General features: G+C 66.4%; 13 protein-coding genes. 10 read left to right on the top strand and 3 right to left on the bottom strand.

Going from position 1 to position 13,192, the window contains the following annotated elements:
• Window positions 1–30 precede the first annotated feature (30 nt).
• From NFW05_RS18055 to NFW05_RS18025, 7 genes are all read left to right on the top strand, one after another.
• Window positions 31–2,007 (top strand): acetoacetate--CoA ligase, encoded by a 1,977-nt coding sequence (locus NFW05_RS18055; RefSeq protein ID WP_295310117.1) that lies wholly within the window; start codon window positions 31–33, stop codon window positions 2,005–2,007.
• A 256-nt stretch (window positions 2,008–2,263) separates the two neighbouring features.
• Entirely contained in the window at window positions 2,264–2,566 is a 303-nt protein-coding gene (locus NFW05_RS18050) for a GFA family protein (RefSeq protein WP_311104699.1), read from the top strand.
• A gap of 811 nt (window positions 2,567–3,377) precedes the next feature.
• A complete protein-coding gene (locus NFW05_RS18045) occupies window positions 3,378–3,779 on the top strand; it encodes a bacteriohemerythrin (RefSeq protein ID WP_295310115.1) in 402 nt (133 codons plus the stop codon).
• A 265-nt stretch (window positions 3,780–4,044) separates the two neighbouring features.
• Window positions 4,045–4,455, top strand: a complete 411-nt coding sequence (locus NFW05_RS18040) for a hypothetical protein (RefSeq protein ID WP_295310113.1) — start codon at window positions 4,045–4,047, stop codon at window positions 4,453–4,455.
• A gap of 21 nt (window positions 4,456–4,476) precedes the next feature.
• Entirely contained in the window at window positions 4,477–5,298 is an 822-nt protein-coding gene (locus NFW05_RS18035; protein ID WP_295310111.1) for a hypothetical protein, read from the top strand.
• A complete protein-coding gene (locus NFW05_RS18030) occupies window positions 5,295–6,473 on the top strand; it encodes a radical SAM protein (RefSeq protein ID WP_295310109.1) in 1,179 nt (392 codons plus the stop codon). Before NFW05_RS18035 ends, NFW05_RS18030 begins: the two co-directional genes overlap by 4 nt.
• A 3-nt stretch (window positions 6,474–6,476) precedes the next feature.
• Complete coding sequence (locus NFW05_RS18025) at window positions 6,477–7,811, top strand: ferric reductase-like transmembrane domain-containing protein (protein ID WP_295310107.1); 1,335 nt, start codon at window positions 6,477–6,479, stop codon at window positions 7,809–7,811.
• Window positions 7,812–7,876: 65 nt separating this feature from the next.
• Here the strand turns inward: NFW05_RS18025 and NFW05_RS18020 are convergent, their stop codons facing one another.
• Complete coding sequence (locus tag NFW05_RS18020) at window positions 7,877–8,509, bottom strand: hypothetical protein (protein ID WP_295310105.1); 633 nt, start codon at window positions 8,507–8,509, stop codon at window positions 7,877–7,879.
• Window positions 8,510–8,901: 392 nt separating this feature from the next.
• Here NFW05_RS18020 and NFW05_RS18015 point away from each other — a divergent pair, with 392 nt between their 5' ends.
• The 3 genes from NFW05_RS18015 (at window position 8,902) to NFW05_RS18005 (ending at window position 11,359) form a co-directional block, all read left to right on the top strand.
• Window positions 8,902–9,924: a glycosyltransferase family 2 protein gene (locus tag NFW05_RS18015; RefSeq protein ID WP_295310103.1), complete on the top strand. Its 1,023-nt coding sequence runs from the start codon at window positions 8,902–8,904 to the stop codon at window positions 9,922–9,924.
• A gap of 291 nt (window positions 9,925–10,215) precedes the next feature.
• A complete protein-coding gene (locus NFW05_RS18010; protein ID WP_295310101.1) occupies window positions 10,216–10,545 on the top strand; it encodes a hypothetical protein in 330 nt (109 codons plus the stop codon).
• 4 nt (window positions 10,546–10,549) lie between these two features.
• On the top strand, window positions 10,550–11,359 hold the full coding sequence (locus NFW05_RS18005; protein WP_295310100.1) for a class I SAM-dependent methyltransferase: 810 nt from the start codon (window positions 10,550–10,552) through the stop codon (window positions 11,357–11,359).
• Window positions 11,360–11,395: 36 nt separating this feature from the next.
• Here the strand turns inward: NFW05_RS18005 and NFW05_RS18000 are convergent, their stop codons facing one another.
• Window positions 11,396–12,757, bottom strand: a complete 1,362-nt coding sequence (locus tag NFW05_RS18000; RefSeq protein ID WP_295310098.1) for a glycosyltransferase family 39 protein — start codon at window positions 12,755–12,757, stop codon at window positions 11,396–11,398.
• Between the two features lie 216 nt (window positions 12,758–12,973).
• Window positions 12,974–13,192, bottom strand: a 219-nt coding sequence (locus NFW05_RS17995) for a hypothetical protein (protein ID WP_295310096.1), incomplete at its 5' end; no start/stop codon positions are given.

Genomic DNA, 13,192 nt, shown 5'->3' with positions numbered 1-13,192 from the left:
TCGACCAACCTGACCTGGGGGAGGGAAGGGATGAGCGGGCAGATCCTCTGGCAACCCGACGCCGCGCGCATCGCCGCCGCCCGGATGAGCCGCTTCATCGCCCGCGCCGGCCAGCGCGTCGGCAGGGACTTCGCCGACTACGCGAGCCTGTGGCGCTGGTCGATCGCCGAACCCGCGGCGTTCTGGGCGACCGTCTGGGACGAATGCGCCGTCCTCGGCGAACGCGGCGAGACGGTCCTCGAAGACGGCGGGCGGATGCCCGGAGCACGCTGGTTCCCGCAGGCGCGGCTCAACTACGCGGCCAACCTGCTGCGCCGGCGCGATGCCGCCGACGCGCTCGTCTTCCGCGGCGAGGACCGAGTCCGCCGCCGCCTCTCGTACGCTGACCTCCACGGCGCAGTGTCGCGTTGCGCGCAGGCGCTGCGCGCCGCCGGAGTCGGGCAGGGCGACCGCGTCGCCGCGTACCTGCCGAACATGCCCGAAGCGGTGATCGCCATGCTCGCCAGCGCGTCGCTCGGCGCGATCTGGTCTTCGGCTTCGCCCGACTTCGGCGTCCAGGGCGTTCTCGACCGCTTCGGGCAGATCGAACCCAAGGTGCTGCTCTGCGCCGACGGCTACTGGTACAACGGCAAGGCCGTTGACTGCCTGGCCAGGAACGCCGAAGTCGCCGCGCGAATGCCGTCGCTGGTGCGCACCGTCGTCGTCCCGTACCTCACCGACGCACCGGCGATCGGCGCGATCGCCGGCGGCGTCGGCTACGCCGACTTCATCGCGCCGTTCGCCGCCACCGAGATCGACTTCGCTGCGCTGCCCTTCGCCCACCCGCTGTTCATCATGTTCTCCTCGGGGACGACCGGCGTCCCCAAGTGCATCGTCCACGGCCACGGCGGCGCGCTGCTCCAGCACCTCAAGGAGCACCAGCTGCACGGCGACCTGCGCGCCGGCGACCGGCTCTTCTACTTCACCACCTGCGGCTGGATGATGTGGAACTGGCTCGTCTCCGGGCTCGCCTCGCAGGCGACGCTGCTCCTCTACGACGGCTCGCCGTTCGTCGCCGGCGCCTCGGGCCGCCCGGGCGAAATCCTCTTCGACTACGCCGACACCGAGCGGATGACCCACTTCGGCACCTCGGCGAAATTCATCGACGCTCTGGCCAAGGCCGGAGTCGAGCCGCGGCGCACGCACCGCCTGGACGACCTGCGGGTGATCTTCTCGACCGGCAGCCCGCTCGCTCCCGAGAGCTTCGACTACGTCTACCGCGCGATCCGCTCCGACGTCCAGCTGGCCTCGATCTCCGGCGGCACCGACATCCTCTCGTGCTTCGCGCTCGGCAACCCGATCGTCCCGGTGCGCCGCGGCGAACTGCAGTGCCGCGGCCTGGGCATGGCCGTCGACGTCTTCGACGAGGACGGCCGGCCGATCCCGCCGGGCAGCGGCGAGCGCGGCGAACTCGTCTGCACGCGGCCTTTCCCGGTGATGCCCGTCGGCTTCTGGAACGACCCCGACGGCGCGAAGTACCACGCCGCGTACTTCGCGCGCTTCCCCGGCGTATGGTGCCACGGCGACTTCGTCGAACTCACCGGGAGCGACGGGATGATCATCCACGGCCGCTCGGACGCCGTGCTCAACCCCGGCGGCGTGCGCATCGGCACCGCCGAGATCTACCGCCAGGTCGAGCAGCTGCCCGAAGTCGTCGAATCACTGGTCATCGGCCAGGATTGGGAACACGACCAGCGCATCGTCCTGTTCGTCCGGCTGCGCGACGGCATGGCGCTCGACGACGCGCTGAGTGAGCGCATCCGCCGCCAGATCCGCGCGAACACCACGCCGCGCCACGTCCCCGCGAAGATCCTGCAGGTCGCCGACATCCCGCGCACGAAGAGCGGCAAGATCGTCGAACTCGCCGTGCGTAACGTCGTCCATGGCCGGCCGGTGCAGAACGTCGAGGCGCTCGCCAACCCCGAAGCGCTCGACTTCTACCGCGACCGCTGCGAACTGCGATGCTGAGCGCCCGGGACCGACGATCGATGACCGGCGCGCGACGGCTCGGCGCCGACACGACGCGGCCAGCCGGCCAACGTACCCGGGCGCCGCATCCTCGAGGGAGTCGGCGATGATCGTCGGCGGCTGTCTGTGCAACGGCGTGCGCTACGAGTACGACGGCGAGATCGAGGAAATCTCCATCTGCCACTGCTCGATGTGCAGGAAGGCGCAGGGCTCGGCGTAGGTCGCCGTCAGTCCGGTCGACGCCTCACGCTTCCGGATCATCTGCGGCCAGGATCTGCTCAGGGAGTACCGGGCGGTTCCCGACAAGGCCCGCGTATTCTGCACGAACTGCGGCAGCCCGATCTACAGCGCGCGCGAGGACCTGCCGGGGATCAGGCGGCTGCGGCTCGGCACCGTCGAAACGCCCTTCGCATGCCGCAACGCGTATCACATCCACGTCGACTCGAAGGCGCCGTGGGAGATCATCGCCGATGGCCTGCCGCAGTTCGCGGCCGCGCGCAGCGGTCTTCCGGCCAGCGAAGCGGAGGCCCGGCCGGCCGGCTCAGGATCGAGCACCTGACCACCGCGGGCGCCGCGCAAGCTGTTCCGGGAAAACCCCTGGCGCACGACCGTGGCGACCACCGTCGCGGCGCTCCGCAGGCGCGCCGGTCGCGCTCGCCTCGACCATCCTCTGCACGTTCTCGGGCGGTCAGGAGAGCGATCGCAGTCTCGATCTGCTGCGTCCGCGGTTGCGCTGGCTGGCGGCCAAGGCCGAGGATACCGAAATGGCGCTGGGCAGCGACATCATGAACTTCGCTCTCGACGGCTACGCGGTGGCGAAGGTGTTTGGCCAGGGTGATGCACTGGAGACGCTGAAGGAGGCGATGTCGTCGCGTCTCGCGCGTCGGCGCAAGGAAGGCGACAAGCCCGACAAGTCGGCGTCCCTCGATGCTTCGCTGCCCGAGCTTTTCGCTCGGGGTTGGTGGAAGAAAGGGGGAAAAATGGGGACAGACCCCATTTCCCCGGGAGAAAACGGGCAGAAAACGTGGTCTGTCCCCATTTTTGCATTTTTGCCCCGTTCTTGCCATTTTGCAAAAGCCGTTGACCGGGCAGGCGGCTGCCTTACAATGCCCGTGGTCGGATGCGCCTTTGCGGCGCTAGGCGACGCACGCCTACTGCGGGGCAGTCGCCACTCTTTCTTTGCACCGCTTTGCGGAGGTCGCCGCGACGAGCCTCGCAGGAGCCTTGGCCGCGCAGGAGCCAGTGGAGGAATGGGCGATTCGCTCGTGGGCGGTGAGCGCAGCGCCCTCGACCGTGTCTGTCGAGCGCCGCATGGTCGGGGTCGTCCTGCCCCACGCCCGGGGTCGGTCATTGCTGACAGGAGTGGAACCATGAAGGACATCGTCTGGGACGAGATACTGAGCGTCGGCGTCGACGAAATCGACGACGATCACCGCAGGCTGGTGAACATCTTCAACCTTCTCAATCACTCGGTCAGCGCAGGGGAGTCCCCGGAGTATCTCGCGGCGACGCTGGAAGAACTGATCAACTGTACGGTCTGGCACTTCAGCCACGAGGAGCGGTTGATGCTCAAGCATGGTTATCCGGCCATCGAGGAGCACAAGGCCGAGCATCGGGACCTGATCGAAAGCGCCAGGGAACTGCAGCGGCGAATCCTTCAGGGGGGCGATGCGGTGATCGGCGACCATCTCGAGTTCCTCGAGCACTGGCTGACCGAGCACATACTGACCACCGACTTGCGCTTGGGTGCTCACCTTTCGCTAGTGATGTAGGCGCTGCTCGACGAGGGCTGACAAGTCGAGGAAAAAAGGGGACAGACCCCGTTTTCTGCAGGGCAGAAAACGGGGTCTGTCCCCTTTTTTCCGTCCCCTTTTTTCCAGTCCGCTTGTTTCCCAGTTGGAGGGTGATGGCTTGCCGTTGACTTGGGTCAACGGTGGCCGGCGAGGACTGGCCTAGAGTGTCACTTCGCGCTGCGTCGGGCGCGGGTCGGGGCCGGCAGCGGGCAACGAGCCATCGGGTGATCGAGAGAGGTGCGGCATGAGCAGCGAACAGGACAAGACGAGAACAGGGCAGCCTGAGGCTGGACAGCTTTCCGCGGGCGGCGACGGGGTAGAGGACGCAGAATCGTTGCCGGATCGGCGGGAGTTCCTGCTGAGCCTCGGCAAGTGGTCGAAGGCGGTGGTCGCGGTGGCGCTCTTCGGCGGCAGTCTGCTCGATCGCGAAGGCGCGGCGATCGCCGGCGTCGCCTGGGCGAACGGCGGGCGGGCGTGGGCCAACCGTGGTGCGGCGTGGGTCAACCGCGGCGGCGCGGCGACCAGCGGCGGCACCTGGGTCAACCGTGGCGGCGCCTGGGCCAACGGTGGCCGGGCCTGGGCCAACCGCGGCGGCGCCTGGGTCAACGGCGGCCGGGCCTGGGCCAATCGCGGCGGTGCCTGGGTCAACCGCTAGGCGGGCCGCCGGCGCGAGCCGTTGACCGCCGGGATCGTCTACCGCGTGCCGGCGACGCGGCTTGCCGGCTGGTCGGGTGAGCCGGTCATCGTGCGCGTCGACGACGTGGCCGGCCTGGCCACGGTCTGCGTGGATCCGCCCGCGGGCCTGGTCCATCTGGAGATGCCGCTCTCACCGCAGACCGCCGGCGAACTCGCCGGCTGGCGCGGTGGTGCGCCGATCGATTTTCGGCTCGCTGATCCGGCGAACGACTATCCGCTGCTCTACGCGTGTTCGCCGCTCGTCGACTACGCGCCGGTGCGCATCACGATCCCGGTCGTCGAGGGCTTCGGTCGGGCCGTCCGCCTCGCCGTCAGCCTGCAGCTGCCGGTCCGTCTGCAGATCGGGCAGCCGGGTCCGGAGCCGATCGACGAGCTCGCCGAGGTGCTCAGTCGCTTCCTGCACGGGTCGACGGTCGCCGTTCCGGTCGAGCCTTTCCAGGGGGTGCTGAACGCGCTGCTGCGTGGCGAGCCGTTCTCGCTCTGGGCGATCGCCGAGGATGACCCGGCGCTGTTCCGCGAAGTCGATGCGCTCGGCGAGGAGCGCCTGCCGGTACGCCTCGGCGGCGCTCGTCTGGCGGCGAGCGGCGAGGATCAGGCCGGCGCGGTGGCCGCGCGCTTCGCCGGTGATGGCGAGTGCCGCGCGTGCCCGTTCGCCAAGGGTTGCCTCGGCTATTTCAAGTGGCCTGATCCGGGCTATTCGTGCGCCGGGATTCGCGAGGTCCTCGACCGCCTGAGCGCCGCGGCCGACGAGCTGCGCGCCGACCTCGCCGCGTTCGACGAACTCGCCGCGGGGGACCGGTGAACGGCGGCGGGCAGCTGGCGCTGATCCTGCTGCCAACGCTGCAGTGCAACGCGGCGTGCAGCTACTGCTTCGAGCGGCGGACTCGCGATCGGCTGAGCCTCGAAGGGCTGCGCGTGCTGATCGAGCGGGTGCTCGAGTACATGGCCGGCCGGCGGCTTGCCTCGCTGGCCATCTACTGGCAGGGCGGCGAGGCGATGCTGCTGCCGCCGGAGTGGTACGACGCGGCCGGCGAGCTGATCGGCGAAGCAGCGGCGGCGCGCGCTATCGAGGTGCGCCACCTGTTGCAGTCCAACCTGCTCGCCTACGGTCGCGAGTGGAACCCGGTGATCGAGCGGATGTTCGGCAACTGCATCGGCAGTTCGCTCGACTACCCTAACCTCCACCGCCAGCTGCGCGGGAGGAGTCCGGCGCACTACGACGTGCTCTGGCGGCGCAAGCTCGACGAGGCGCGCGCGGCGGGGATCCGCGTCGAGGTGATCTCGCTGCCCAACGAGGCGACGCTGGCGATCGGCGCCGGGCGCTTCTACGAACACCTGGTCGATGAACTCGGCCTCGACCAGATCCAGATCAACACGCCGTTCCCTGGTGGTGCGGCCGACGACCCGGGGCGGACGATCGACGAGCGGCATCACGCCGAACTGCTGCGCTTCCACCAAGACCTGGCGGCGATCTGGCTCGAGCGCGGGCGCGAGCAGGGCGTGCGCATCGCTCCGTTCGACGCGCTGCTCGACCATTTCAGCGACCGGCCGGCGGCGCTGCCGTGCTTCTGGGGCGACAACTGCGTCGATCGGCTGATCGCCATCGACGCTCGCGGCCATGTCGCGCAGTGCGACTGCTGGGTGACCAGTCACCCGGACTACCGGTTCGGCAATCTGTTCGCCTCGGCGACGCTCGCCGAGCTGCTCGACGGCAGCGCGGCGCGCCGGCAGTTCGGCGAACGGCCGATCCATCTCGCCCGGCGTGCGTGCATCGACTGCGAGTATCTCGCGCTGTGTCACGGAGGCTGCCCGATCCGCACGTTCGCGTTCCACGGCCGGCTGACCGAGACTGATCCGTACTGCGCGCTGTACAAGGCGCTCTTCCGGCAGATGGAGGACGCGGCGGTCGGGCTCGCGCGGCAGGCGGTGGCCGGCCGCCTTGCCGCCCAGCAGAGCCCGATCTCCGCACTGGCGTAAGCGATGAACCCGATCCGCTACGCGTTTCTCGCCGCGCTGCTCGTGCCGACGGCGCTCTGGCTGCTCGCCGACGGCTTCTTCCCCGAGCCGCTGAACACCTTCACCTTCCGCAGCGCGTTCCTGCAGTACACGGGGATCGTCGGGATCGGCGCGATGAGTATGGCGATGCTGCTCGCGCTGCGCCCGAAGTGGCTCGAGCCGTGGCTCGACGGCCTCGACAAGATGTATCGGCTGCACAAGTGGCTCGGGGTCACCGGGCTGGTCTTTTCGGTCGTCCACTGGTGGTGGGCGCAGGGGACGAAGTGGATGGTCGGCTGGGGCTGGCTGACCCGGCCGCCGCGCCGGCCGCCGGGGGCCGGCGAACTCGGCGCCGTCGAGGCCTGGCTGCGCAGTCAGCGTGGCCTCGCCGAGACGATCGGCGAGTGGGCGTTCTACGCGGCGGTGGTCCTGATCGTCCTCGCGCTGGTCAGGCGCTTCCCGTACCACCTGTTCGCGCGGACGCACAAGCTGCTTGCGGTCGTCTATCTGGCGCTCGCCTGGCACTCGCTGGTGCTCGCCAGGGCGACGTACTGGAGCCAGCCGGTCGGCTGGCTGCTCGCCGTGCTGCTCGCCGGCGGCAGCGTCGCCGCGATCTGGTCACTGGCTGGCCGGATCGGCGCGCGGCGCCGGGTCGGCGGAACGATCGTCGAACTCGACTACCATGAGCAGATGCGCGTGCTCGAAGTGCTGATCGTCCTCGACGAGGGCTGGCCGGGTCACGCCGCCGGGCAGTTCGCCTTCGCCACCTCGGACCGCCGCGAAGGTGCGCATCCGTATACGATCGCCTCGGCATGGGACCCGGCGACGCGGCGGATCCGCTTCATCGCCAAGGCACTCGGCGACCACACGAGTCGCCTGCACCGGCGCCTGAAGGCCGGCATGCGGGTGAGCGTCGAAGGCCCCTACGGCTGCTTCGACTTCAACGATGCACAGCCGCGCCAGATCTGGATCGGCGCGGGGATCGGCATCACGCCGTTCGTCGCGCGGATGAAGCAGCTCGCTGCCACTCCCGAGGAAAGGCCGGTCGACCTGTTTCACCCGACCAGAGAAATCAGTCCGGAGGTCAGCGCGAAGCTTGCCGGCGACGTCGCTGGCGCGCGGGTGCGCCTGCATCTGATGGTCGATGGGCAGGACGGACCGCTCGACGGCGAGCGCATCCGCGCGGTGGTGCCCGAGTGGCGGTCGGCGAGCCTCTGGTTCTGCGGCCCGGCGGCCTTCGGGCGGGCGCTGCGTGCCGACTTCATTGCCCGCGGCCTGCCGGCCGCGTGCTTCCACCAGGAACTGTTCGAGATGCGCTGAGCGCGCGAGCGGGGCCGGGCCGGGGTCAGGTCTTGCCTGGTGCGCGGCGTCCGGCCTGATCGGGGCTAATGACTGCTGACGAAGCGGAAAGGGATGGCGATGAGTGTCCGGCCCGTGTCGACGAGCAGCGTCGCTTCCCATTCCATCGTTCCGGTGATGCATACGGGAAGGCTCGTCTGGCCGGCGAAGCGGGATGCGTCGTCGCTTTGCCGTTCGAGGCGCGGCCGGTTGTAGCCCATCTGCATCTCGGTGCCGGCGAAGTCCACGTCGACGCCGCGCACACCGGCGCCGCGCACGGTCGCCTCGATGCGTAGCGGCTTGAGCACCGGGATCGGCCGCGGTTGGATGCTCAACTCGATCTCGCGGCCATCGGGCAGCCGGGCGGTGCACGGACCTTCGCCGACGTTGCACGCCGAGATCGGCAGTGTGAGATCGGTTTTCGGGTGCAGCAGCGGGGCGACCCGGTAGCCAGTATAGCCGATCACGCAGAGCGCGAGCAGGATCGCCGCGTCGACCAGAAAGTTGCGGGGCGTTGGGCGACCAGCCGGCGAGTCGCGTCCAGCGGCCCCGGCGAGGTCTCCACCGTCGTCGATCGGTGGGCAGGCAGAGCCCGACCCGACCGAGCCGTGAACGGTCTGGCCGTCGATACCGACTGCCGGGGTTACGGGGGGCGGGTGCCCTGAAGAGATTTGATGCACGTCAAAGATTATCGCTCAGATGGTCGCTTGGCGTGCTGCGGCATTTCGTCGCGCCACGTCGTGTCGCGCATTCCGGGCGCCAAGGCGGCGGCGGCCGCCATCCTCGGGCAGGAAGCCGGGAATCGAACTGCCCACGCCGGAAACCAATGGCCTCTCACCGCAAGAGTCCGAGGTTATCAGGCCCCAGCTATGGTTTCGCGCAATGCCCGGGGAAGCACATGGTGATCTCGGTTGGCCGGCTGGCGGTCAGGCTCAAGGCTTGACAAGTCATTCCCAGGCGCCGAAGGGTAGGCCATGAGCAGCAAGAAGTCCCGTGACAACCGGCCTGACAGCTTGCGACGCGTCAGACGGGGATACGAACTGATTGTCAGGGATTTGGTGAATGATCAATAATGGGCGAGCTGAATCGCCCGGGTAAATTGATGACTAGAGGGCCTGCCTCCCTGCCGATGCCACGCCGCGAAGCGCCCCCCGTCCTTTCCGTCGTTGCGCCGATCTTCAACGAAGAGGCAAACGTTGCGCGCCTCATCGAGCGTACGGCAGCGGTCCTCGATCTGCTCCAGGAGCCATACGAGATAGTGCTCGTCGACGACGGCAGCTGTGACGACACTTGGCAGCGCGTATCCGCGCTTGGCCAGGCGAACCCGTGCATTCGCGGAATCCGCCTGTCGCGCAATTTCGGGCATCAGGCAGCCTTGCTCGCCGGGCTCTCGGCCTCGCGCGGCGCGGCGGTCATCAGCATGGACGGGGACCTGCAGCATCCTCCCGAGGTGATCCCTACGCTGGTAGCCAGGTGGCGGGAGGGGTTCCAGATAGTCAATACGAGGCGCCAGGACAGGGCGGTTGCGGGGTTTCTGAAACGCAGCACGTCGCGCGCGTACTACCGCATTTTCTCCTATCTCTCGGACGTGGAGCTGTCGGAGGGTAGCTCGGACTTCAGGCTGCTCGACCGTAAGGTCTTGGACGCCCTGCTGCGCCTGAGGGACAGCGAAATCTTCATCCGCGGTGCAGTTCAGTTTCTGGGTTTTCAGGCCGTGGTGGTCCCCTTTGAGGCTGCCGCGCGGCATGCCGGGGCTTCGAAGTTCACGCTCCGGAAGATGTGGCACCTTGCGCGGACGGGGATTGTCGGGCACTCGTCGAAACCGTTGACGATCGGCATCAGCATCGGAGTCTTCACGGCATTTCTCGCGGTCTTGGAACTGGGCTACGTGATATGGCAGGCCGCCACGGGGCACGCGGTTGCCGGCTGGGCATCAACGATCGGCGTGACCTCGCTGCTCTTTGCGGTCGTGTTCCTGCTGCTCGGTGTCATCGGCCTCTACATCGCGTCGATCCACCGGATGCTGCAGCAGCGGCCGCGGTTCATCGTGGCGGAGGAGTCGCCGGCCGACGCGTTGCCGAGGGATGGCCGTTGAGGCCCGGCCATGCGCCGCACCCCGACCGCCCGCGACAGGACCACCGGGAGGTTGTGAAGAAATTGTCGGGAGCAGGCCGATATGCCAGGCGCCAAGGAAGGGGAGGGGCTCGTCCTCCTCCTCCGCGAGCGAACGACGAGAGGTATCGGATAGATGGGCGAAGGTGGGGTTTCGCGGAGCATGCTGCCCGCCGCCGTAGCCGGCCGGCTGTGCAAAGCCAGCCGTGGAGGAAGCTGGTGGGCGACGCCGTAGATTTCTTACAACCAATGACGTCGGGAGCGCCAAGCGGAGATGAAACTCGTCGCGAGCATCGCTGTATTCGTGCTGTACGCCCTGTTGAGCACCTACGGGCTTTACAAGATCAAAGCGGCGCCGGAGATCCTCCACCCGGCTTTCGTCATCGGTTTCACCGCCTACGGCGCCGGCTTTCTCGTCTGGTTCTACATACTGCGCACGACGCCGCTGTCGTTGGCGTTTCCGGTGGCTGCCGGGACGCTGATACTTTGCACTACGCTCGTCGGCATCCTCCTTTTGGCCGAGAAGGCACACGTCCTCAAGCTCGGTGGGGTCGCCCTGATCGTCGTGGGAATCGTGATGGTTTCTCTGGGGGAGGGGCGGTAGTGCCATGGATGACATAGAGCGGCAGCGGGCGCATTTTGAAGGCATCTCGGACAAGTACTACGAGAGCCGCCATACGCCCAATCATCTGGTTCTGAAGGAACTGATGTGGTCCTGTTTCTTCCGTGACAAGGCGGATCTGCAGGGTCGTCCACTGCGCGTGCTCGAGCCGATGTGCGGTTATTGCGAAGGGCGCCAAATCGTACTGAAGTACCTGACGCCGCAGATCGAGTACTTCGGTTTCGATTACAGCAAGCCGCTGGTAGACCGGGTCCGCGCCGATGACCCCGCGCTTCGCGTCGAACACGCGGACGTCACGCAGTTCGAGCTTGCCGCTGGCGAGCCGCCCTACGATCTCATCATGCTGCTCGGCGGACTGCACCACGTCTATCAGCACGCAGGCGTCGTCGTTGAGCGGCTGCGGCGAGCATTGCGCGAGGGTGGCTACTTCGTAAATCTCGAGCCTACCCATAACTTCACACCCCTGAGCTGGGTGCGCGGCTGGATCTACCGACGTAACGCCCTGTTCGACGACCAGACCGAGCAGGGATTCTGGCTGTCGGACCTGGATCGCCTGTTCACCGACGCCGGCTACGAGTTGGTGGACCAGGTCTATCCCGGATTGCTGACCTACGTGCTGTACTACAATCCTGACGCATTCCCCATGCTCAACATTGGCGGCCCGGGCTTGGTCAGAACGCTGTTTCGGCTGGAGCGTCCGTTCTTTCGATCCTCCCTTGCGCGCAAGCTCTCCTTCGCGACGCTCTCAATCTGGCGCAAGCGCTCGCCGATCGGTTGCGCCGCGGCCGGAAGCTGATCCGCCGGAAGGCACAACCCACGAGCACGGCACGTGTCACCCCTCGTGCTCGTCGCCGCGCCGGTTCTGACGGTGCGACGCCAGCCAGCACGAGATGACCCAGGCGCTCGACAGAACCACGAACGGCATCAGTGGGAATTTGTAGCGATACGAAGCGGCCATGACCATGCATTGAAAGGTCGTGTAGGCGGCGAAGACGTAGCCGGTTAGCGACCAAACCGGGATCGCCGCTTGGCGATCGCGTGCGAGATAGCGGCGCAGGATCATCCAGCCGGCCACGGCAAATCCGCTGATCAGCAGCAGGTAGTAGCCCTGATTGAGGATGCGGATCGTGCGGAATGCCGTGACCGACTTGTCGTACGATGGCGAACCCAACTGGTACAGCCATTCCGCCTCGCCATCCACTGCCCAGAGGCTGAATGCCTTGATCGGCATCAAGAGCAGGAACGTTCCGGGATTTTCACTAATCCACGCCAGCGCAGCCGCCCGTGCCTGCCGATTCGATTCCACCTGTGTGGCGAGTGTGAAAGTCTTTCGTCGAAGCTCCGTCACCTCGGCGCCCGAGTCCGTCGGAAAGCCTCGCCTGGCGAGCGAACTCGGATTGTTTCCAACGTAGAGAGCCCAACCACTGTTGGTGGACACGAAAACGGGCTCTCCGAACACCAGGTAGTTGCGATAGATCCATGGGCCAAGGACCATGGCCAGACAAAGATACACCATTGCGCCGTGCGCAAGAGTCCTCATCTTGAGCCGGTGACCGTTCTCGAACAAAAAACTGATTCCAACAAGGGCCGCTGGCATCAACAGCGTCTGCGGCTTGGTTAGCGTGGCGTAACCGAAGATCAGGCCGCACAGAATCGCGGCAGGCATGGTGCGGCGCGCTATAAACAGCCACGTGCCAAGGAGGAGGAGAAACGTGTAGAAAACCTCCGTGGAAGTGAGGCTCGTATAGGCAATGTTGTTGGGGTACACCGCAAGCAGGAACACGCTGATTCGCGCAGCCGCCTCAAACCCGAACAGCTGGCGACCGAGCCCAAGCATGACGAAGAAGGTGCCCGCTGCAAAAAGCAGGTTTGCGATCAGCACTACGTTGACGTCGATCCCGAAGATGCGGTAGAGGAGCGCGATCACCGCGGGCCAGCCCACCGGCCAGTAGGCGGTCGGCACACCATCCTCGCTGAAGCCATGGCCGCGCACGATGTCCTCCGCCCGAGCGATGTACCAGCTATTGTCGGACGCCTGTTCGACCGGGACGAATGCAATCAATCCGGCACGCAAAGTCAAAAAAATCAGGAAGCAGATTGGTACAAACCACCTGTGGTGCACGATACGGTCGAGCCGCCTGGCCATCCCTGAAGACCACCGATTCGTCTCGTATGCTTGGCCATCGATTGTCATCGAGCAACTCCAGAGATCGTTCAGCTGAAGGAAAAAGAAGCATAGGAAATCCAAACGTCCTGCTCCCTGCAACGGCACCTCAAGATACAACTGTAGGACACAGACGGCGCTTCCGGCGCAACGACCGGCCGAGCATTATCTCGGCCCCCAAGAGAAGCGGTCAAGACCATTTCCTTATACAAAGCTCGAGGATAGAGTGGTAAAATTATGATTTTTCTATGATGGTGGTGTGACAGTCGGGGCTGCGAAGGAGCAGGAAGGAATCGACCTGGGCGATGTTCGGCGGAACAAGCCGGCGATCGCGTTGCTGGAGGCTCCGGCGTCGACGGCGAGCATCCCCTCGACATGGATCCATGCCGTTCCCTGTGGAAGCGCCCCCAGCCGAGTCAAGTCCAAAATTTGCTGTAAATTCTGTCGGTCGGTTTGATGATGATG

Origin of the sequence: Accumulibacter sp., from assembly GCF_023806625.1 — a bacterium.
In the GTDB taxonomy this organism is placed as follows: Bacteria; Pseudomonadota; Gammaproteobacteria; order Burkholderiales; family Rhodocyclaceae; genus Accumulibacter.
Note: the sequence above shows the minus strand (reverse complement) of the source record. Positions and strands in the feature narration are given on the sequence as shown.